The organism is Blattabacterium clevelandi (assembly GCF_003268615.1).
In the GTDB taxonomy this organism is placed as follows: domain Bacteria; phylum Bacteroidota; class Bacteroidia; order Flavobacteriales; family Blattabacteriaceae; genus Blattabacterium; species Blattabacterium clevelandi.
In genome coordinates this window covers 456,450-479,163 of record NZ_CP029844.1, presented here as the reverse complement: position 1 = coordinate 479,163, position 22,714 = coordinate 456,450, and the positions used below count along the sequence as shown (strand labels likewise).

Sequence of the window (22,714 nt, the reverse complement as noted above, 5' to 3'; positions counted from 1 at the left end):
TTTGTGAAAGAATATAAAAATCCTTTAGTAGAACGATACAGTAGTCAAGAAATGTTGTATAATTTTTCTCCCGAAAAAAAATTTACTACATGGAGAAAACTTTGGCTATCTTTAGCAGAATGCCAAAAAAAATTAGGTTTAAATATTAAGGAAGAACAAATTAATGATTTAAAAAAACATTTAGATGATATTGATTGGAATAGAGTTTCTTTCTATGAAAAAAAATTTCATCATGATGTAATAGCTCATTTATATGCACTTGGAGAAAAAGCGACTATAGCAAAACCAATTATTCATTTAGGTGCTACAAGTGCTTTTTTAGGAGACAATACGGATCTTATTCTCCTACGTGATGGATTAAAAATTATCCTTAATAAATTAATTAATGTTCTTTTTCGTCTTAGAAATTTGACCTTAGAATATCATAATACTCCTACTTTGGCATTTACTCATTATCAACCGGCTCAGTTAACTACTGTTGGAAAACGTTCTTCTTTGTGGATACAAAGTATCCTAATGGACATAGAAGAATTGGAATTTAGATTCCAAAATCTATGTTTCAGAGGAGTAAAAGGAACTGTAGGAACAGCTGCTAGTTTCAAAGAATTATTTAATGGAAATTTAAAAAAAGTAAAATATCTGGAAAAAAAATTATCCCAACAATTTGGATTTCAAAAAATTTTTCCTGTTACTGGTCAAACTTATGATAGAAAAGTAGATGCACAAATCTTAAATTTATTATCCAATATTTCTCAATCTTCTCATAAGTTTAGTAATGATTTACGTTTATTACAAAATTTGAAAGAAATGGAAGAACCATTTAATAAAGAACAAATTGGATCCAGTGCTATGGCATATAAACGAAATCCAATCCTTAGTGAACGGATGGCCTCTTTAGCTAAATATGTAATTTCTCTATCAAATAGTTCAGCTATGGTAGCAGCCACTCAATGGTTAGAACGTACTTTAGATGATTCAGCAAATAGAAGATTGGTGATTGCACAATCTTTCTTAGCTACAGATGCTATTTTAATGATTTGGAATCATGTATTAGAAAATATTGTAGTATATCCTAAAATGATAGAAAAAAATATCTATCAAGAACTTCCATTTTTAATTACTGAATCTATTATTGTAAAAAGCGTAAAAAATGGAGCAGATAGACAAGAAATCCATGAAAGACTACGAATTCATTCTATGAAAACTAATTCTAAAATGAAATTAGAAGGTAAAGAAAATGATTTTATAAAACGTATTTTAAACGATGAAAAAATACCGATTAATGAAAAAGAATTAAATAAAATGCTTGATCCTAAAAATTTTATAGGTTTTTCTTCAGATCAATCTTTAGAATTTATTGATAAAAAAGTAAATCCTATTTTGGATCGATTTCATCGTTTGATAAATTCAAATTCAAATAGAAATCTTAAAATTTAGAAAAATTCTATTTTTATATCATAAATAATATTCTAATTCTATTTTTTTAATGAATTTAAGGATTTATATACAAAAGAAAAATTTTTTCGACATTTATTCTAGAAAATTATATCAAGAATTAAATGATATGAATATATCGTTATCTGAAGTTATTATTTATCATATATACGATATATTTCAAATAAAACAAGAAGTTTTTATAGATAGTTTATATAAAATTTTTGTGGATCCTGTCACAGATATTTATCGTAAAAAATTACATTTAAAAAATCCATATTTTTCTATAGAATATTTACCAGGAAAATATGATCAACGTGCAGAAGCGGCTATGCAATGTCTAAAAGTTATAGATCCTATATCTACAGTTTTTATAAAAACAGGGAAATTAATTGAATTAATAGGATTGAATAATCAAAAAAATGATATTATTAAAATCAAAAAATATTGCATAAATCCAAATATTTGTAAGGAAAAAAATCTTAAAGAAATGATTCCTCCATATTTTTCTAATATAAAATATGTAGAAAAAAAGATGAAAATCCTAGAAGGATTTATTCATTTTACTCATGAAGAAATCAAAAAAATTCATAAAAAATGGAATTTTTCTATAGAAATAAAGGATTTACTGTTTATTCAAAAATACTTTTTTGAAGAAAATCGTGATCCTAAAGAAGAAGAATTACGGATTTTAGATGCTTATTGGTCTGATCATTGTCGACATAGAACTTTTTTGACTACATTGGTAGATATCACTTTTGATGGAATATTGAAAGAGACCTATCAAAATATTTTTAACAAATATTTAAAAGATCGTGATTCAATAGGAAGATCAAAAGATCCTATAAATTTGATGGATTTATCTAATCTTCCTTCTCAAATTCTTTCTAAAAAAGGAAAATTGAAAAACTATGTATTTTCTAATGAACGTAATTCTTGTATAATGAGAATTGACGTAGATATTATAGGAAAAAAAAAGGAAAAATGGTATCTTTTATTTAAAAACGAAACCCACAATCATCCTACAGAAATTGATCCGTTTGGAGGTGCTTCTACTTGTATAGGTGGAGCAATTCGTGATCCATTATCTGGTAGAGCTTTTGTTTATCAATCTATTCGATTAAGTGGTGCGGATGATCCAACTAAAACAAAAACATTAAATGGAAAAATAGAGCAAAGAAAAATATGCCGTGAAGCGGCTAATGGGTATAGTTCTTATGGAAATCAAGTTGGAGTGGCTACTACTCATATACATGAAATATATCATAAAGGTTATAAAGCTAAAAGGATGGAAGTCGGAATGGTTATTGGAGCCGTTCCAGTAGATTATGTAAAACAAAAAAATCCCAAAAAAGGAGATATTATTTTGTTAATTGGTGGATTAACAGGAAGAGATGGAATAGGAGGAGCAACGGAGTCTTCTAAGAAATATGAATATAATTTCAAAAATACATCTTACAATATTCAAGTACAAAAAGGAAATCCAATAATAGAACGACAAATTCAAAGATTTTTTAGAAAAAAAGCAGCCATATCTTTGATCAAAAAATGCAATGATTTTGGTGCAGGAGGAGCTTCAGTAGCTATAGGGGAATTGAGTAATAGTTCGATCCTTTATTTAGATAAAATACCAATAAAAAATACATCTTTAGATTCTATAGAAATAGCACTTTCAGAATCTCAAGAACGTATGGCTGTTGTTTTAAATCCCTATGATGTAAAAAAGTTTATTAATTTATCTCATGAAGAAAATATTCTATCCATTCCTATAGCTAGGATTACGGATAATGAACGTATAATTTTTTATCATAAAAATAAAGAAATATTTAACTTAAAAAGTTCTTTTTTAAATACAGGAGGATCTCATAAAAAAAAAATTGTTCAGGTAAGTTCTCCAACTTCTATTTCTCCTTTTAAAAAATCCCAAAAAATTACTTTTAATAAAAAAACTTTCTTAAAAAATATTTCTAAATTAAATATTGCATCTCAAAAAAGTTTAGTAGAAATGTTTGATAGTACTATAGGTGGGGGGACTATATTGATGCCTTTTGGAGGAAAGTATCAAATGACGCCATCTGAAGGAAGTGTACAAAAAATTCCTGTTTTAAATGGAGAAACAACAACAGTAAGTTTAGCATCTTGGGGGTTTCATCCAAATATATCTACTTGGAGTCCTCTTCATGGAGGGGCTTATGCGATAGTAGAGTGTGTTTCTAAAATTGTTTCTATGGGAGGTAATTATAAAAATACTTATTTTAGTTTTCAAGAATATTATCAAAAATTAGGAAAAAATCCAAAAAATTGGGGGAAACCATTTGCTTCTTTATTAGGAGCTTATCATGCACAAATGGCTTTTGAATTAGCTTCTATTGGAGGAAAAGATAGCATGTCGGGATCATATAAAAATATCCACGTTCCACCAACATTAATAGCCTTTGGAGTAAGCATAGGTTCCTGTTGGAATATTATATCACCTGAATTTAAAAAAATAGGAAATAGAATATACTTATATCATCATAAACCATTAAAAAATGAAATGCCAGATTTCGATTCTCTGAAAAAGGCATATGATAAAGTTTATGAAGGGATTTGTTCCGGTAAAATAGTGTCTGTGAAAACTATAAAAGATGGAGGGATTTCCATTGCTATTGCAAAAATGTCTTTTGGAAATCGTTTAGGTGTTGTTATTCAATATAATAATCATTTACTTGAAACAAATATAGGTTCATTAATTATAGAATCCTCATCTTCACTTTCAGAAGATTTCATCTTAATAGGAGAAGTGGTTGCATCTCAAAATTTAAATTTTAATGGTATTACTATTGATATAGATGAATCCATCGAAAATTGGATAAAAACTTTAACTCCTATATATTCTATAAATCATAATAATCGAGATCTCAAATATCCTAAAAAACATATACTACGAAAAAGTATAAAATTCCATAAAAAAATTACATTAAAATGTAAATCAATTAAAAAAGGAATACCACGTGTATTTATTCCAATATTTCCTGGAACAAATTGTGAATTTGAATCAATTCATGCTTTTGAAAAAGAAGGAGCAATAATAAAAACTTTTGTATTGAGAAATTTAAGAGATCAAGATCTTATTCAATCCATATCTAAAATGGTAAAATATATAAAATCTGTACAAATATTTATGCTTTGTGGAGGATTTAGTGCTGGAGATGAACCAGATGGTTCTGCAAAATTTATAACGTCTATGTTACATAATCCCTATATCAAAGATTCTATTGAATATTTTCTTGATCATGATGGATTAATTTTAGGTATCTGTAATGGATTTCAGGCCTTGATAAAATCTAGTTTATTACCTGACGGTAAAATCAATTTGCGGAATCATAAATCTCCAACACTTACCTATAATGAAATAGGAAAACATATATCTCAATGTGTTCATATAAAAGTTATTTCTGATCAATCTCCATGGTTAAAAGGAATGAAAAATAAAGTATATACTATTCCCGTCTCTCATAGTGAAGGGCGGTTTTATTCTAGTGAAAAAATGATTAATATTTTATTAAGAAAAAATCAAATAGCTGCTTTATATGTAGATTTAAAAGGAAATCCTACTATGGATTTTCCTTTTAATCCAAATGGATCTATTGGAGCAGTAGAAGGATTATTAAGTCATAATGGAAAAATTTATGGAAGAATGACTCATCCGGAGCGTTATAATAATGGATTATTAAAAAATATACCTGATATTAAAGAGCATTCTATTTTTAGAAATGCTGTGCAATATTTTTTATAAAAAAATTATATGAAAGTAGCTATATTTTGTGGAAGTATATCTGATAAACCAACGATGAAAATATCGGAAGATATACTAAATATATTTAATATAAAAAACCAAACTTATGTTATATCTGCACATCGTTTACCAGATATATTATCAAAAACAATAAAAAAAATAGAATCTTTAGAAGAAGGTGTGGAAATTATTATTGCAGGATCTGGTTTATCTGCTCATTTACCTGGAATAATAGCTTCAAGAACTATTATACCCGTTATAGGAGTTCCTCTTTATGCTAATAATGGATTATTAGGTGGAATTGACGCTCTTTTTTCTATTGTTCAAATGCCTAAAGATGTTCCTGTTGCTACAGTAGGAATCAATAATGCATACAACGCGGCTTTATTATCCGTTCATATATTAGCTATAAAATATAACGAAATAAAAAAATTATTATTAAAATTTCGAATGAAAAAAAAAGAAAAATTAATGAATGAAATAGATAAATATTTATGATTATGAGCAGTATAACTAAAAAAAAGTATTTATTAGAAGGAAAAACAAAAAAAATCTATTCTACAGATAATCCAGATGAAATTATTATTCATTATAAAGATAGTATAACTTCTTTAGATGGATTAAAAAAGGAATTATTACATGATAAAGGAATTTTAAATAATGAAATAACAACATTAATATTTAAATTTCTTAAAGATTATGGAGTAAAAAATCATTTTATTCGTAAGATAAATAATCGAGAACAATTATGTCATAAGGTGGATATGTTTCCATTAGAATTTGTAGTTCGAAATATTGTTGCTGGAAATCTTTCTAGACGTTTAGATATAAAAGAAGGGATGACTATAGATAATCCAATTATTGAAATATTTTACAAGAATGATGGATTAAAAGATCCATGGTTAAACCACCATCATGCTGTATTCTTAGATCTAATTGCTTATGAAGAATTAAATAAAGTTAATCGAATTGTCTCAAATATTAACAATATTCTGAAAAAATATTTTTTAGATAAAAATATTATATTGGTAGATTTTAAAATAGAATTTGGAAAAAATAAAAAAAATCAAATTTTACTTTCTGATGAAATTAGTCCTGATACATGTCGTCTTTGGGATAAAAAAACAATGAAAAAACTTGATAAAGACAGATTTAGAAATGAATTTAATGATAAGGAAGAGGTAATAGATACTTATATGGAAATATTAAAAAGGCTCAATGCAGGTTAATCCATTTAAGGGACAAATATTTTCTTTTTCCAGAAAAAAAAAAGAGGATGTCTCAATTATTTCCTATTCTAGAGAAAAAAAATTATTATGATAAATTTCATGAGGAATGCGGAGTTTTTGGAATTTATTCTACTCATAAAATAGATACATTTTCTCTCATTCAGTTTGGTTTATTTGCCTTACAACACCGAGGTCAAGAAGCATGTGGTTTTTCTGTTTTACGAGATGGATTTATTTTATCTCATAAAAGTGAAGGTCTTGTTTTAGATTCATTTAGAAAAATTTCGAATTCTGAATGTTATCATGGAAATGCGGTTATTGGACATACACGATATTCTACAGAAGGAGGACAAAGCCAAAAAAATATTCAACCATTCTTTGGAGAAGATATCTATGGTAAAAGTATCATTTCTATTGTCCATAATGGAAATTTAATAAATGCTAAAACAATTCGGAAAAATCTAGAATCGAAAGGAATTACATTTATATCATCTGATTCGGATTCCGAAGTAATTTTACGTTTAATACAAAAATATTTATCAGAATATGATAATGACCTAAAAATAGCTATTCAAAAAACAACTTTTGATATTCAAGGAGCATATTCTGTAATAGTTCTTATGGATAATAAAATTGCTGCTTTTAGAGATCCAAATGGAATTAGACCTTTATGTTATGGGATGCTTAATGAAAAAACTTATATATTTAGTTCTGAAACTTGTGGAATAGATTCTGTAGGGGGATATTATGTAAGAGATTTATTTCCAGGAGAAATAGCTATTGTCGATCAAAAATCCATTCAATTTTATCTTCTTAGAAAAAAAAGGTATACAAAACGAAGAATATGTTCCTTTGAATATATTTATTTTTCCCGTCCTGATTCTTTCATTGAAAATATAAACGTTTATGCAGTTCGTGAAAAAAGTGGAGAAGTTCTTTATGAACAACATCCAGTAGAAGCTGATGTCGTTATTGGGGTCCCAGATTCTGGTGTACCAGCATCTATTGGATATTCCAAAGCATCCGGAATCCCTTTCAAACCCATTTTAGTGAAAAATAAATATATTGGAAGATCTTTTATTTTACCAAAACAAGAAATGCGTGAAAAAATGGTGAATTTAAAACTAAATTCTATTTTAAATGAAATTAGAGGGAAACGTATTGTCATTATTGATGACTCGATTGTTCGTGGGACTACGAGCCGTAGATTAGTTTATATTTTAAGAAAATCAGGAGCAAAAGAAATTCATTTTAGAAGTGCTTCTCCACCTATTATAGCTCCATGTTATTTAGGGATAGATACTCCTACTCAAAAAGATCTAATTTCATTCAATATAGATAAGGAAAATATAGCTAAGTTTTTAGATGTAGATAGTTTAGAATTTTTAAGTATGGCTAATTTAATCGATATTCTTGGAAGTAAGAATTACTGTTTCGGTTGTTTTACTGGAAATTATCCCATTCATAAAAAAAATGATTGTATATTATAGTAATAATGAAAGAAAGTCATCGTACCATATCTAAAATTAGTTCAATTTTAGAAAAAACTTATAATAATAAGGTAATTAGTACATTAGATAATTTTGCCGCACTTTATAAAATGCCTTACTATGAATATAAAGAACCTGTTTTGGTATCTGGAGTTGATGGGGTTGGGACTAAACTTCTTTTAGCTATTCATTACAAAAAATATGATCTAATTGGAGAAGATTGTTTTGCTATGTGTGTAAATGATGTATTATGTCATGGAGCAAATCCATTATTTTTTCTAGATTATTTAGCTTGTGGAAAACTTGATTCTAATATTGCAGAAAAAATTATACAAGGTATAGCTACCTCCTGTAAAAAGACGAATACATGTCTTATTGGAGGAGAAATAGCAGAAATGCCAGGTATTTACAAAAAAAAAGATTATGATATAGCAGGATTTTGTGTAGGGATTGTAGAGAAAAAAAAGGTTATAGATGGAAAAAAAAACATTAAAGAAGGAGATATTTTAATTGGGATCCCATCTTCAGGTGTACATAGCAATGGTTTTTCTTTAATTCGAAATATTTTTTATACAGAAGATTTATTGATGAAAAAATTCCAAAAAAAACCATTTTATGAAACTCTTTTAATTCCAACTAGAATTTATTATTCTACTATTCATCTTTTATTAAAAGAGTTTGTAATACACGGATTAGTTCATGTTACTGGAGGGGGGATATACGATAATTTATTTCGTGTTCTTCCAGAAAATTTATTAGCTATAGTAGAGAAAAAAAAAATTCCTATTACACCTATTTTTCATTATATTCAGGAAAAAGGTTTTTTATCCGACCAAAAAATGTGGAATACTTTTAATATGGGAGTTGGAATGATTATAATAGTTTCTATTAAAGATCAAGGTCAAATTTTTGATAGATTACGTTTTCTAGGAGAAAATCCTTTTGTATTTGGAAATATCCTTAAAGGAGATAAAAAAGTATTTTTGAAATAAAAATATTTTCATGAAAAAACTATCTATTTTGGTTTCTGGAACAGGGACCAATATGCAGCATATTCTAGAATCTATTTCAAATGGAAAACTTTCTAAAGTTAAGATAGATACAGTTATTTCTGATAGATCTTGTAGAGCTATTCAATATGCATCGAAAGAAAATATTTCAACTTTTTCTTTAAAAAATACTAAAAAAATACTTTTATCTAAAGAGATAGATAATATTTTTCTAAAAAAAATTCCAGATATTATAGTACTTTGTGGTTTTCTTTCCATACTTGATTCGGAATTTTGTGATAAATGGGATGGGAAAATTATCAATATTCATCCATCTCTTTTACCTAAATATGGAGGGAAAGGGATGTATGGCATGAGAGTACATCAAAAAGTTATTAATCATAAAGAAAAAATATCAGGTGCTACAATTCATTATGTAACCAAAAATATTGATTCAGGAAATATAATTTTAAAAAAATCATGTAATCTTTCTTCAAAAGAAACTCCAATATCGTTATCTAAAAAAATATCTATCATAGAAAAAGAGATCCTCATTCAATATTTAAAAAATATTTGACCTATTATATTATTTTTTTTTATAGGATATAAAAAAATTTAGAATTCTTTAATTATTGTATATATATGAAAAGAGCTTTGATTAGTGTTTATGAAAAAAATGAAGAATTATTCGATTTTGTCTTTTTTTTAAATAAAAAAGAATATCAAATTATTTCTACTTGTGGGACTTATCAATACTTAAAAAAAAATGGAATATCTAATATTCTAAAAATAGAAAATATCATTTCATTTCCTGAAATTTTAGATGGAAGAATAAAAACTATTCATCCATCTATTTATGGGGGAATTCTTGCTAATCGTTCTATTGATAAACATATGAAAAGTATTCATTTTTACGGAATTAATCCTATTGATATTGTATTGGTAAATTTTTACCCATTTTTTGATAAATTCAATAAAAAATCAATTAATTCTATAATTGAATTTATTGATATAGGAGGACCATCTATGTTGCGAGCAGCAGCTAAAAATTTTTTTCATGTAACCCCTATTACAGATAAAAAAGATTATATTTTAGTAAAAAATGAAATTGAAAACTATGGTAATACTTCATTAAAGTTGAGAAAAAAATTAGCAGGTAAAGTATTTAATCTTACTTCTGCTTATGATTCTGCAATTTCTCAATATCTTTTAATGGAAGAAAATTTTCCTACTTATTTACATTTTTCTTATGAAAAAAAAATGAATCTTCGTTATGGGGAAAATCCTCATCAGGAAGCCGCTTATTATATTAGTACTATTCATAATGGAGCAATGTGTAATTTTAATCAATTACATGGTAAAAAGCTTTCTTTTAACAATTTAAGAGATATGGATATAGCTTGGAAAGTAGTATCTCAATTTTCTGAACCAGCTTGTTGTACTGTTAAACATGCAACACCTTGTAGTGTTGCATTAGGAAAAAATGTTATAGATGCATTTAAAAAAACTTATTATGCGGATTCCATTTCTTCTTTTGGAGGAATTATGGCCGTAAATGTTCCAATAACAAAAGAATTAGCGAATAAAATGAATAGTCTATTTTTAGAAGTTATTTTATCTCCTAGTTATGAAAAAGATGGATTAAGTATTTTAAAAAAAAAAAAAAATATAAGAATCATTAGGATAAAAAACCCTATTTCTGATACATTGGAATATGTAAAAATAGATGGAGGAATATTGGTACAACAAGTAGATCCTACTTTATCTTATGATTATCAAATAGTAACCAAAAAACAATTTTCTTATCAAGAAATAAGATCTTTATTTTTTGCTCAAAAAGTAGTAAAATATGTAAAATCTAACGCTATTGTTGTAGCTAAAGGGACACAAACTTTAGGGATTTCTGGAGGTCAAACAAATAGAATTTGGGCAGCTCGTCAAGCTATAGAAAGAGCTTTAGAAAAAAGAAAAGAAGATTTAGTCCTTGTTTCTGATGCTTTTTTCCCTTTTAGGGATGTCGTAGATGAAGCGGCTATATCCGGTAAAATAAGAGCCATTCTTCAACCAGGAGGATCTATACGGGATAAAGAATCTATCCAAGCTTGTGATGAACATGGAATAGCTATGGCTTTTACGGGAAAAAGACATTTTAAACATTAAAAAAAAATATTATGAAAGTTTTAATTCTCGGAAATGGAGGACGTGAACATGCTATGGGAAAAAAATTTTTAAAAGATTTTCCTACTATAGATCTTTATTTTTATCCTGGTAATGGAGGCACAGATCAAATAGGAAAAAATATTAAAAATACTTATACAACATTAGATTTATGTTTATATGCTAAAAAAAATGCAATAGATATAACTATTGTTGGTTCAGAAACTTTTCTATTGGATGGAATTGTAGACGTATTTCAAAATTTTGGACTAAAAATTATGGGGCCACATTACCTTGCTGCTAGATTAGAAGGTGATCGTGTTTTTTCTAAATCATTTATGAAAAAATATGGGGTACGTACTCCTAAATACGAAGTTTTTTCTTCTTATCAAAAAGCTGTAGATTTTTTAGAAAAAAAAAATTATTCTGTAGCTATCAAAACAAGTGGTATAGCAGGAGGTAAAGGAGTAATCTTAGTAAGAAATAAAAACGAAGCAAAGAAGGCTTTGACTTCTATTATGATAGATCATAAATTTGGAAAATCGGGAAATAAAGTTATCATAGAAGAATTTTTGCAAGGTAAGGAATCCTCTATTATATCCATATTTAATGGAAAAGAGATTATTCCTTTTTTATCCGCTAAAGATTACAAAAAAATTGGAGAAAAAGAAACAGGCAGCAATACTGGAGGAATGGGAACGATAGCACCTAATCCTTATATGAATAATGAAGTTTGGATAGATTTTAAAAAAAATATATTGGAACCAACTTTAAAAGGCCTTTTTTTAGAAAAATTAACTTTTTTGGGATTTATTTATTTCGGATTAATGATCACTTCAAATAGTGTATACTTATTAGAATACAATACTCGTATGGGAGATCCTGAAACTCAAACTTTATTGCCATTAATGGAAAGTAATTTTTTTCAGATAATACAGTCGGTTTTTCTTCAAAAAGAAATATCTATTTCTTGGAAAAAATTATGTTCTTGTTGTATCGTCCTATCTTCAAAAGGATATCCTGAACAATATGAAAGTGGAAAAATTATAAATGGATTAAATTCTTTAAAAGAACCTTTTTATATTGCTGGTGCTAAAAAAGAAAAAGAAAAATGGATGACATCACATGGACGAGTTTTAAATATAGTAGGAATAGGGGGGACAGTCGATGAGGCTATAAAAATAGCTTATAATAAGGTAAAAAAAGTTCATTTTGAAAACTTGTATTTTAGGAAAGATATTGGATTATAGTTTTTTTTAAAAAATTCCAATGATACAAAAGAAATGATAATGAAAAAAGACTCTATTTTAGTATTAGATTTCGGTTCCCAATATAGCAAGATGATTTCACGAAGAATTCGAGATATAGGAGTATATGCACATTTATATCCTTATGATATTTCTATTCATAATATTTTATCAAAAAAACCAAAAGGGATTGTTTTATCAGGAAGTCCTTTTTCTGTTTATGACGAAAATCCTCCATTAATATCTAAAAATATATTTCAATTGAATATTCCTATACTTGGAATTTGTTATGGAATGCAACTAATTTCTTTTCTTTTTGGAGGAATAATAGAAAGATCAAAGTATAAAGAATATGGAAAATCCATTTTTATGATAGATCATTGTAAAAATGATTTATTAAACGGAATTCCTAAAAAATCTATTGTTTGGATGAGTCATTTTGATGAAATCAAAAAGATTCCAAAAGAATTCAAATCGATCGGACATACTTCTTCTTGTGCTATTGCTGCTTTAATTCATAAAAATAAAGATATTTATGCCGTACAATTTCATCCAGAAGTGAATCATACTGAATTTGGAGTTCCGATCATGAAAAACTTTATCCTTAAGATTTGTAAATGTTATCCAAATTGGAAACTCAATCATTTTGTACAAGAAAATATAGAAAAAATAAGAAAACGTGTAGATAATAAAAAAGTAATATTAGGATTTTCAGGAGGTGTAGATTCTTTTGTAGCAGCTTATATCATTCATAAAGCTATTGGGTCATCCTTATATTGCATTTTCGTTGATACTGGTTTCCTTCTCAAAGAAGAAACAAAAAAAATATCTTTTTTGTGTAAAAAAATGAATTTATTGATTAAAATAATAGATGCTCAAAAACGTTTTTTATCTAGTTTAATTGGAATTATTGATCCTGAAATGAAAAGAAAAATTATCGGAAAAGAATTTATTTCTATTTTTCAAGAAGAATCAGAAAAAATTAAAAATGTAGAATTTTTAGCGCAGGGAACTATATATTCAGATGTAATTGAATCTTCTACATATTCTTCCTCAAAATTATTAAAAAAGACTGTTTTTATTAAATCTCATCATAATGTAGGAGGATTACCTAATTTAATGAAATTAAAACTTCTGGAACCATTAAAAGAATTATTTAAAGATGAAGTACGAAAAATAGGAAAATATTTAGGAATTCCACAAGAAATTTTATATCGACATCCATTTCCAGGTCCTGGATTAAGCATTCGTATTATTGGAGAAGTAAATAAAAAAAAAATTTCTCTTCTTAAAGAAGCGGAAATAATTCTTTTGCAAGAATTAAAAAATTATAATCTTTACAAATCTGTAAGTCAAGCTTTTATAGTATTATTACCTATAAAATCCGTAGGAGTAATGGGGGATAAACGAACCTATGAATATGTTGCTGTATTACGTGTTACAAATACGGAAGATTTTATGACTGCTACTTTTTCACATTTACCTTATAATTTTTTAGAAAAAATTTCTAGTAGAATAATTAATGAAGTGAATGGAATTAATCGTTTAGTATACGATATTACTTCCAAACCTCCATCAACTATAGAATGGGAATAATTTTTTTTTTTACATCATCATAGAAACAAGATTGGATATATTTTTTTTTAAATTAATTCTAGAAGAAATTAAATCTATAAATCCATGTTCTAGAAGAAATTCTGAAGTTTGAAATCCATCTGGAAGATTTTTTCCAATAGTTTCTCTAATTACTCTAGGTCCAGCAAATCCAATTAGAGCACCTGGTTCTGCTATATTTATATCTCCAAGTAAGGCATAAGATGCTGTAACGCCTCCTGTAGTTGGATCTGTAAGAATGGATAGATAAGGAATTCTTGAATCACGTAATTGAGTCAATCTAGCTATTGTTTTAGCCATTTGCATTAAAGAAAAAGAAGATTCCATGATTCTTGCCCCTCCCGATTTAGATATCAATACATATGGAAATTTTTTTTCAATACAATGTTTTATAGCTCTAGATATTTTTTCTCCTACTACAGATCCCATAGATCCTCCTATAAAAGAAAAATCCATACAAGAAATAACCATGTTAATCCCATTTATTTTTCCAACTCCTGTTCTAATAGCATCATATAAATTTGTTTTTTTTTTTGCTTCCTCAATTCTATCTGTATATTTTTTTCTATCTATCCATTTTATAGGATCTTTACTAATCATTTTAACATTTATTTCTGAAAAATTTCCATTATCAAAAAGAATATCAAAATATTCCTTGCTCTGAATTCTTACATGATATCCATCTTCCGGACTCACATATGCATTTTTTTTTAGTTCATCCGTATCTATAATTTTTCCATTTGGAGTTCTGTACCAAAGCCCTTTAGGTAAATCTTTTCTATCTTTTATAGGGGTAATAATATTTTTTTTCTTTCTTAAAAACCATGCCATGGTTTTATAAAGTGTTAATATTATTCATTAATTCAAAATATTTTTTTAGTAAATTTTTGAATGATTTTTCTCCTTTTCTAAGCCATATTCTAGGATCATAATAGTTTTTATTTGGAAGATATTTACCTTCTGGATTTCCGATTTGTTTATCCAAGTATTCCTTATTTTTACTCATATAATCTCTTATTCCACAGGTAAAAGCATATTGTAAATCTGTATCTACATTCATTTTAACAACCCCATAACTAATAGATTCTTGAATTTCTTTTATGGAAGACCCAGATCCTCCATGGAAAACAAAAAAAACTGGTTTTTCTTTGGTATTAAATTTTTTTTGTATGTACTTTTGAGATTCTTTCAAAATAACCGGACGTAAAATAATATTACCAGATTTATATACTCCGTGTACATTTCCAAAAGAAGCCGCTATAATAAATTCTTTGCTTATTTTGATTAATCTTTCATAAGCATACGAAACTTCTTTTGGTTGAGTATAAAGTTTATTATTTTCTATATTAGAATTATCTATACCATCTTCTTCCCCACCCGTTACTCCAAGTTCTATTTCAATGGTCATTTGAATTTTATTCATTCTTTCAAAGTATCTTTCACAAGTACTCATATTTTCTTCTAAAGATTCTTGAGATAAATCTAACATATGAGAACTAAATAACGTTTTACCAAAACGTTTATAATTTTTTTCATTAGCAATCATTAACCCATCTATCCATGATAGAGATTGTTTAGAACAATGATCTGTATGAAGAATTACAGTAGATTTATACAATTTAGCTAGTTCATGGATATGTTTTGCACAAGCTATAGACCCTTGAATAGCTGCTTTTTGTTCGTGATTACTTAATCCTTTTCCTGCGTTAAAAATAGCTCCACCATTTGATATTTGAATAATGATAGGGGAATTAACCTCTGCAGCAGTTTCCATTGCTGCATTCATAGTATTAGATCCAATAACATTTACAGCAGGTATGGAAAATACTTTTTCCCTAGCATATTCAAATATTTCTTGGATAATACTACCGGTAATAACCCCAGAAGGAAATTTTTTAGACATATGTTTTTTTTTATTTAATTAAGAATTAAAAAATGTAAAAAAAAGAATTTTTTTCTAAAAAGGTGGGTCAATTCCAAAATTGATCAATGGTTTTTTTAATTTTATATAATTTATGATCCATCCCTTTTGAGATGAATCATACAATTTATATACAAAATCTACAAAAAAAACAAAAAATTTAAGATCATATCGAACTCCTATTCCTCCTTCTAATAAAAATTCTTTATAAAAAGGGTTCCATATCAACTTTTCTATTTTTTTTGAATTATTATTTTCTTTATTTAACAGTTCTCTATTTTCTAAGTACAAAAAAATAACTGAAAATAAATTAGAAAGTATTTGATTTCTATATTCATTGACTAATAAAATTTTATTAAATGATGAATTTTTATCTACATTTAGATGAATACTATTCAATTTTCTACCATTTTTACAAAATTCAGATATTCCTGAAAAAAAATTTTTTGGAATTTTTTCATAATTAAAATTCTTTTCAATAAATAATCTTGATATTAGAAAATCATTTTTAGATAAAGAAAAAGATTGTTTGAAATCTAAATTGTATTTAACCAAAAAAATATTATTCAATAACTTATTAGGAAAAAAAAATCTTTGAAATAAATAATATAAAATATTGACAGAAATATTGATATTTCCACGTAATGCAATAGGATATTTTTTACTATGATCAAAAAATTGATTCATCTCATAATTATAAATAATAGAATTGATAAAATTATCCTTTATCCTATTAATTTGTTTTTTTTGTATAGGATTTTTTGAATCAAAATGATCATTATTTTTTTTTTTAAAATTTTTAGAATTAATCATTTTTTTGATCACTTTAAAAGTGATCATTTTTATTTTATGTTTTCTATAAGGGGTGACCTTCCATTCATAATTAATAAAATTGGAAAATATGTATTTTTTTATATCCATATTTTTTTTATTTTTTATTTGAAAAAAAATAGAAGTATGAGTCCTATATAAGGAATATTTAGGACTCATAGATGAGATAAAATTGGTTGTAAATCCTGGATATATCAAATTTCCTTTCAAGGAAATTTTAGATAGGTTAAAAATTTCTTTGGGAGAATAATTTAAACTTCCATTTATAGAAAACATAAAATTTGCACCATTTTGTTGTAGTATATTTCTACTTAGTAAAGTAATTTTTGGATTGATTGTTATATCCATTTTTTTGGATATAGAATTTACTAAATAAAATTTAAATTCATTACTTCTTAAAGTTTTTAAAAAAATTTTGGCATTTAAAAAGGCTATTTTTGAATTTAAATTAGTTTTTTTTTCTTCTTCTACTTTAAATTGATTAATATCAAAATGATGCAAAGAATAAATATTTTTTTGAGTCTTTAAAACCTCATTTTTCTTATACAAAGATCCAGGAAAAATAGTTAAAATATCCGTGATAATTTTTGGATTTAATTTTTTATCGGTAGGAACAAAAAATTTATATCCATTGTAAATGAAGAAATTCTTATTTTCATTATTAATTCTTATCACAATTTTATTGAAAAAATATTTTTTATGATTATGGAAATTTTTTACTTCCATATATAAATTTATTTTTTGATTTTCTATAGAATTTACATGAAACTTAATATCTGATACATGAAAATTATAATAACCATGATTTTCATACATTTTTTTCATCCTTTCTATTTCAAATATTATTTTTTTTTCACTGTATTGTTCTCTTTTTTTAATTAAACTAGAATGAATATTATTTATATAAATATCCTTTAAGTCTTTTTCTTGAAAATTGTAAATAATTTCGTTGATAAAATAAGGTCTTCCACTAGGATGAATATTATTATAAGTTATTTTTCCTGTTTTTTTCTTTTTTCTAAGAATAGAAAAATTTATATTATCCTCAAAAAATACTTTTGAATTAAAATTTTTTACAGATTTTTTTTTTAAATAAGGGGATTCAATTTTTATAGATTTTTCTCCGTTTTTAAAACGAAAATAATTACAATAAATACTTTTTATATACTTATTTTTTTGTATATATTTTTCTTTCGGTACTTTTTTTATAATATTACACGATACAAAAAAAAATACGAAAAAAGAAACGAGAAATAATATATTAATTAAATATGTTTTTTCCCCAATTTTTTTTATCATTCTAATTTTTTTCTTATTTCGTTTTATATTTAAAAGAATCATTGATCAAATTTATTATGTTGATTCCAGCTACATTAAAAATATACAACGCTTCAGCAGGATCTGGAAAAACTTTTTTTTTGGTAAAAAATTACCTTTTTATTCTTTTTAAAAGTCCTCATTGTGACGAATTTAAACGAATTTTAGCTTTAACTTTTACCAATAAAGCTACTGAAGAAATTAAAAAAAGGATATTACAATGTATAAAAGAATTTTCTAATCAAAAAATTAGTAAGGAATATCATTCTTTGTACAATTCTATTATAAAAGATTTAAAATTAACAAAAAGTCAACTATCTGAACGCGCTAAAAAAATATTATCTGAAATTTTATACGATTTTTCTTCTTTATCTATAAGTACTATCGATAAATTTACTTATCGGATCATTCGATCTTTTTTTTCTAATAAAAAAATATATATAGAAATGGATACCCATAAATTTTTATGGGAAGTTGTAGATAATTTATATAATAGATTACAAAGTTCAGAAAAATGGTCTCATATTTTGATCCAATTTTCTTTAGAAAGATTAAAGAAAGGAAAAAATTGGGATATTAGAAAAGAACTATTTAAAATAGCTAGTCTCATAGTAGAGGAAAATAGTTTTTTTTCTATGAAAAAAATTAGATTGCAATCTTTTGATGATTGGATAATACTAAAAAAAAAATTGTTAAAAAGAACGAAAAAATTTGAAAAAAAATGTAAAAAACAAGGAGAAAAATTTTTTAAATTTTTAAAAAAAACATCTATTCAAAAACATTCATTCTATTATTCAGATTTTCCAAAACTTTTTCAAAAATTACGTGTAAAAGACATAATTTTAAATCCTTTTCATCAACGTATTGAAAAATCTATTCAAAAAGAAGTATTATATAGTAGTAAAAATTCTACCAAAAATATGGATCAAAAAATATTGATAGAAAGGAATAAAAAAAAAATACTTTCTTTGTATAAAGAAACAAAATTTATATATAAAAAATATATTTCATCCTATATTTTAGATAAACTTTTTTTTAAAAATTTTCATCTTTTATCTATAATACAGGAAATAGAAAAAGAATTTCTATCTTTAAAAGAAGAAAAAAAAATTCTTTTAAACGCAGAATTAAATAAAATACTTCATGAAAGAATTATTCAAGATCCCATACCCCTAATTTATGAAAAACTAGGGGTACAATACAAACATTATTTTATAGATGAATTTCAGGATACTTCATTTTTACAATGGTATAATATTCGAATTTTAGTTGAAAATGCTTTATCAGAAAATGGATCAGCTATGATTGTAGGAGATCCTAAACAATCTATATATCGTTGGAGAGGTGGAGATTATAATCTTTTTCTTCATTTAATTTCTTCTTCATCTAAATCTTATTATAAAAAAATAATCACTATAGGTACTAATTTTCGTAGTTATGAAGAAATTGTAAAATTTAACAATTCACTTTATCAATCGGTATCTAAAATTTTTAATTCTACTCTTTACAAAGAAATATATAAGGAATCCAAACAAAAAGGATTTAAAAAACCTGGAGGATATGTAGAATTAAATTTTGTTATAGAACAAAAAAATTACAAACATGAACTTTACTGTAAGATACAAAAAAAAATAAAAAAATTGTTAAAACAGGAATATAAATTATCGGATATAGCTATATTAGTTAGAAATAACGAAGATGGAAATTTTTTATCTGAAAAACTTTTAGAAGATGGATTTATTGTAAATACTTCCGTATCTCTTCTTATAAAGAATCATTTGGAAATAGAAATCATTATACATTTTTTTTATATACTTTTAAAACCTCATTGTTATCAAAAAAGAGCTACTTTAATTTTATTATTATTGAAAAATAAGTTAATTCATACCAAACAAAAAGATCATGACTTTCTTGTAGAATCGATTTTTTTACCATTTGATCTTTTGTTAAAAAAAATTTTTACAAAAAAAACATTAAATTTAAAATCTCTATATAATAAATCTATATACAATATAGTAGAACAGGTAATTGATGGATTTGGATTATTAAATCAATATAATACGGAATCTATCTATTCTTTTTTAGACTTTGTTCATCGTTCTATGAAAATTGTAGGAAATTCTATTGTAGATTTTTTAGAATATTGGGAATCTAAAAAAGAAAAAGAAAGTATCATTATTTCTGATAATAAAGAGGCTATTCGTATTATGACGATTCATAAATCTAAAGGATTACAATTTCCTGTAGTAATTCTACCTTTTACAGATTGGAATGCTTTTTCAAAAAAAAAAGAAGGAATATGGATAGATGTATGTCCGGATTTATATCATGGGTTGGATTCTATCTATCTAGAAATAGAACCTTATTTTAAACATATAAATGACCATTTTTTCATAAATATTTATGAAGAATATCTATCTAAAATAAGGATTGATAATCTAAATTTATTATATGTAGCTACTACACGTCCTGTGGAACAACTTATTATTTTTTCTAGATATGGAAAGGATAAATCTGTATCGTTTTATCTAAAAAATTTTCTCTATGAAAAAAAATTATGGAATGATAAAATATTTCAGTATTCTTTTGGAATAGAACAAAAAAATTATTAAAAAATATTTTTTTTATTTTACATGTTTTTCTGCATGATAAGAAGAACGAACCAAAGGTCCACTTTCTACATATTTAAATCCTATTTTTAATCCAATTTTTTTCAATTCTTGAAATTCTTCCGGTAAAACAAAAAAACGTACGGAAAAGTGTTTTAAAGAAGGTTGTAAATATTGTCCTATGGTTAAAATATCTACTTTAGAGTCTTTGATATCTTTCATCGTTTCTAATATTTCTTCTTTTTTTTCTCCCAATCCTAACATAATTCCCGTTTTTGTCCGAATATTTTTATTTTTTTCCTTAATATATTGTAAAACTTTCAGACTACGATCGTATTTTGCTTGAATACGTATTTTCTTTGTTAACCTAGGGATAGTCTCTACATTATGAGAAATAACTTCTGGATTAAGATCTATTATTTGATCTATAATTTTTTTTTCTCCTTTAAAATCCGGAATCAATGTTTCGATTGTTATCCCTGGATTTATCTGTCTGGTAAGTTTGATGGTTTCTATCCATATAGAAACCCCCATATCTTTTAAATCATCTCTATTCACAGAAGTGATAACAGCATGTTTAATTTTCAATATTTTAATTGATTGAGCCACTTTTTTTGGTTCTTTCCAATCTATATTTTCAGGACGTCCTGTTTTGACTCCACAAAATCTACAAGATCTTGTACAAACGTTACCTAATATCATAAAAGTGGCAACTCCTTTTTCCCAACATTCTCCTATATTAGGACAACTACCACTCTGACAAATTGTATTCAGTTTGTGTAAAGAAACTAATTGTTGTAAATTCTTATAATTTTTTCCAATCGGGAATTTCACTCTTATCCAATTAGGTTTTTTTTGAATTAAATTCATGATTATTTTTTTTTATTTTAAAAATAGAATTTGATATAGATTTTATATATATAAATAAATATAATAAAATCAATTTTTTTTATAAATTTGTCATACTTTTTCTTTTATATTTTTTTAATGGAAGTCTTAGTCAGAGATATCGCTGAAGAGTTAGAAAATTTAGCTCCTAGGGAATATGCAGAATCCTATGATAATATAGGACTTATAGTGGGATCTTATTTTCAAAAAGTAAAAAAAATATTGATAACTTTAGATCTTACTGAGGATGTATTTTCAGAGTCTATACATAAAAACTGTAATCTTATTATATCATTTCATCCTGTCATTTTTAAATCAATAAAAAGTTTAACTGGAAAAACTTTTTCAGAAAGAATCGTAATTTCTGCATTAAAAAATGATATATCTATTTATGTAATTCATACTAATCTGGATGTCACATGGAAAGGAACTCATTCTTATATATCCAAACTTTTGCAGTTAAAAAGAGAAAAATCTTTATTTCCTAAAAAGGGGACTATAAAAAAATTAACCACTTATGTTCCAATTTCTTATTCTGATAAAGTTAGAAATTCTTTATTTAATGCAGGAGCTGGAAAAATATCTAATTACAGTCGTTGTAGTTATAATTTTGATGGTTTTGGAAGCTTTATGGGGAACGAAAAATCAAAACCTTTTTTTGGAAAAAAAGGACATTTTCATATGGAAAAAGAAACTTGTATTAATGTAGTTTTTTCATCCCATAAATTGAATCTAATTAAAGAAGCACTTTTTAAAAGTCATCCTTATGAAGAAGTTCCATATGAAATTTATAATATTGAAAATATTAATCCCTATATTGGAATAGGAATCATAGGATTTTTAATAGAGGAAATGAATGAATATGATTTTCTTCTTTATTTAAGGAATAGAATGAATTTATTGTGTATTAGACATTCTATATTCATAGGAAAAAAAATTAAAAAAATAGCTATGATAGCAGGGTCCGGAAGTTTTGGGATTGAAAAAGCTATAAAAGAAAAAGCCCATGTTTTTATATCGTCTGATTTTAAATATCATGATTTTTTCAAATCTGAAAAAAAAATATTGATTGTAGATATAGGACATTATGAATCTGAAAAATTAAATAAAAATCTTCTTAAATCTTTTTTAGATAAAAAATTTACTCATATACCTGTTTATGAATCAGAAATTCATACTAATCCAGTTAAATATTTTTATTAAAAAATAT

The 22,714-nt window shown here is 25.5% G+C and carries 16 protein-coding genes; 12 read left to right on the top strand and 4 right to left on the bottom strand.

What is annotated here, in order from left to right:
- Positions 1–3: 3 nt before the first annotated feature.
- From purB to guaA, 10 genes are all read left to right on the top strand, one after another.
- Positions 4–1,437, top strand: a complete 1,434-nt coding sequence (gene purB, locus DM817_RS02335; protein WP_113738420.1) for an adenylosuccinate lyase — start codon at positions 4–6, stop codon at positions 1,435–1,437.
- 49 nt (positions 1,438–1,486) lie between these two features.
- Complete coding sequence (locus tag DM817_RS02330) at positions 1,487–5,212, top strand: phosphoribosylformylglycinamidine synthase (protein WP_113738419.1); 3,726 nt, start codon at positions 1,487–1,489, stop codon at positions 5,210–5,212.
- A 9-nt stretch (positions 5,213–5,221) separates the two neighbouring features.
- Complete coding sequence (gene purE / locus DM817_RS02325; protein WP_113738418.1) at positions 5,222–5,710, top strand: 5-(carboxyamino)imidazole ribonucleotide mutase; 489 nt, start codon at positions 5,222–5,224, stop codon at positions 5,708–5,710.
- A 2-nt stretch (positions 5,711–5,712) separates the two neighbouring features.
- Positions 5,713–6,441 carry a phosphoribosylaminoimidazolesuccinocarboxamide synthase gene (gene purC / locus DM817_RS02320; protein WP_113738575.1) on the top strand — a complete coding sequence of 243 codons (729 nt, stop codon included), beginning with the start codon at positions 5,713–5,715 and terminating at the stop codon, positions 6,439–6,441.
- A 47-nt stretch (positions 6,442–6,488) separates the two neighbouring features.
- Positions 6,489–7,931, top strand: a complete 1,443-nt coding sequence (purF, locus tag DM817_RS02315; protein WP_113738417.1) for an amidophosphoribosyltransferase — start codon at positions 6,489–6,491, stop codon at positions 7,929–7,931.
- Between the two features lie 5 nt (positions 7,932–7,936).
- On the top strand, positions 7,937–8,923 hold the full coding sequence (gene purM / locus DM817_RS02310; protein ID WP_113738574.1) for a phosphoribosylformylglycinamidine cyclo-ligase: 987 nt from the start codon (positions 7,937–7,939) through the stop codon (positions 8,921–8,923).
- A 10-nt stretch (positions 8,924–8,933) separates the two neighbouring features.
- Positions 8,934–9,497, top strand: a complete 564-nt coding sequence (locus DM817_RS02305; RefSeq protein WP_113738416.1) for a formyltransferase family protein — start codon at positions 8,934–8,936, stop codon at positions 9,495–9,497.
- Positions 9,498–9,562: 65 nt separating this feature from the next.
- Positions 9,563–11,080 carry a bifunctional phosphoribosylaminoimidazolecarboxamide formyltransferase/IMP cyclohydrolase gene (gene purH / locus DM817_RS02300; protein ID WP_113738415.1) on the top strand — a complete coding sequence of 506 codons (1,518 nt, stop codon included), beginning with the start codon at positions 9,563–9,565 and terminating at the stop codon, positions 11,078–11,080.
- A gap of 11 nt (positions 11,081–11,091) precedes the next feature.
- A complete protein-coding gene (gene purD / locus DM817_RS02295) occupies positions 11,092–12,327 on the top strand; it encodes a phosphoribosylamine--glycine ligase (RefSeq protein WP_113738414.1) in 1,236 nt (411 codons plus the stop codon).
- 39 nt (positions 12,328–12,366) lie between these two features.
- Complete coding sequence (gene guaA, locus DM817_RS02290; RefSeq protein ID WP_113738573.1) at positions 12,367–13,920, top strand: glutamine-hydrolyzing GMP synthase; 1,554 nt, start codon at positions 12,367–12,369, stop codon at positions 13,918–13,920.
- A 9-nt stretch (positions 13,921–13,929) separates the two neighbouring features.
- Here guaA and accD read toward each other — a convergent pair whose 3' ends face one another.
- The 3 genes from accD to DM817_RS02275 are packed head-to-tail and all read right to left on the bottom strand — an operon-like array spanning position 13,930 to position 17,989.
- Positions 13,930–14,769, bottom strand: coding sequence for an acetyl-CoA carboxylase, carboxyltransferase subunit beta (accD, locus tag DM817_RS02285; protein ID WP_113738413.1), 840 nt, complete (start codon positions 14,767–14,769; stop codon positions 13,930–13,932).
- 4 nt (positions 14,770–14,773) lie between these two features.
- A complete protein-coding gene (gene fbaA / locus DM817_RS02280) occupies positions 14,774–15,841 on the bottom strand; it encodes a class II fructose-bisphosphate aldolase (RefSeq protein ID WP_113738412.1) in 1,068 nt (355 codons plus the stop codon).
- A 54-nt stretch (positions 15,842–15,895) separates the two neighbouring features.
- Entirely contained in the window at positions 15,896–17,989 is a 2,094-nt protein-coding gene (locus tag DM817_RS02275; RefSeq protein WP_152025806.1) for a POTRA domain-containing protein, read from the bottom strand.
- Positions 17,990–18,045: 56 nt separating this feature from the next.
- Here DM817_RS02275 and DM817_RS02270 point away from each other — a divergent pair, with 56 nt between their 5' ends.
- Positions 18,046–20,619, top strand: a complete 2,574-nt coding sequence (locus tag DM817_RS02270) for a UvrD-helicase domain-containing protein (protein ID WP_113738410.1) — start codon at positions 18,046–18,048, stop codon at positions 20,617–20,619.
- Positions 20,620–20,631: 12 nt separating this feature from the next.
- Here the strand turns inward: DM817_RS02270 and lipA are convergent, their stop codons facing one another.
- Complete coding sequence (gene lipA / locus DM817_RS02265) at positions 20,632–21,486, bottom strand: lipoyl synthase (protein WP_113738409.1); 855 nt, start codon at positions 21,484–21,486, stop codon at positions 20,632–20,634.
- Between the two features lie 117 nt (positions 21,487–21,603).
- On the opposite strand from lipA, the gene DM817_RS02260 reads away from it, so the two are divergent.
- Positions 21,604–22,707 (top strand): Nif3-like dinuclear metal center hexameric protein, encoded by a 1,104-nt coding sequence (locus DM817_RS02260; protein ID WP_113738572.1) that lies wholly within the window; start codon positions 21,604–21,606, stop codon positions 22,705–22,707.
- The last annotated feature ends 7 nt before the right edge of the window (positions 22,708–22,714 follow it).

Excerpts from the sequence above, each read along its gene's own strand:
- DM817_RS02330 (WP_113738419.1), top strand. The coding sequence starts at position 1,487 with ATGAATTTAAGGATTTATATACAAAAGAAAAATTTTTTCGACATTTAT.
- purE (WP_113738418.1), top strand. The coding sequence starts at position 5,222 with ATGAAAGTAGCTATATTTTGTGGAAGTATATCTGATAAACCAACGATG.
- purC (WP_113738575.1), top strand. The coding sequence starts at position 5,713 with ATGAGCAGTATAACTAAAAAAAAGTATTTATTAGAAGGAAAAACAAAA.
- purF (WP_113738417.1), top strand. The coding sequence starts at position 6,489 with ATGTCTCAATTATTTCCTATTCTAGAGAAAAAAAATTATTATGATAAA.
- purM (WP_113738574.1), top strand. The coding sequence starts at position 7,937 with ATGAAAGAAAGTCATCGTACCATATCTAAAATTAGTTCAATTTTAGAA.
- DM817_RS02305 (WP_113738416.1), top strand. The coding sequence starts at position 8,934 with ATGAAAAAACTATCTATTTTGGTTTCTGGAACAGGGACCAATATGCAG.
- purH (WP_113738415.1), top strand. The coding sequence starts at position 9,563 with ATGAAAAGAGCTTTGATTAGTGTTTATGAAAAAAATGAAGAATTATTC.
- purD (WP_113738414.1), top strand. The coding sequence starts at position 11,092 with ATGAAAGTTTTAATTCTCGGAAATGGAGGACGTGAACATGCTATGGGA.
- guaA (WP_113738573.1), top strand. The coding sequence starts at position 12,367 with ATGAAAAAAGACTCTATTTTAGTATTAGATTTCGGTTCCCAATATAGC.
- accD (WP_113738413.1), bottom strand. The coding sequence starts at position 14,769 with ATGGCATGGTTTTTAAGAAAGAAAAAAAATATTATTACCCCTATAAAA.
- fbaA (WP_113738412.1), bottom strand. The coding sequence starts at position 15,841 with ATGTCTAAAAAATTTCCTTCTGGGGTTATTACCGGTAGTATTATCCAA.
- DM817_RS02275 (WP_152025806.1), bottom strand. The coding sequence starts at position 17,989 with ATGATAAAAAAAATTGGGGAAAAAACATATTTAATTAATATATTATTT.
- DM817_RS02270 (WP_113738410.1), top strand. The coding sequence starts at position 18,046 with ATGTTGATTCCAGCTACATTAAAAATATACAACGCTTCAGCAGGATCT.
- lipA (WP_113738409.1), bottom strand. The coding sequence starts at position 21,486 with ATGAATTTAATTCAAAAAAAACCTAATTGGATAAGAGTGAAATTCCCG.
- DM817_RS02260 (WP_113738572.1), top strand. The coding sequence starts at position 21,604 with ATGGAAGTCTTAGTCAGAGATATCGCTGAAGAGTTAGAAAATTTAGCT.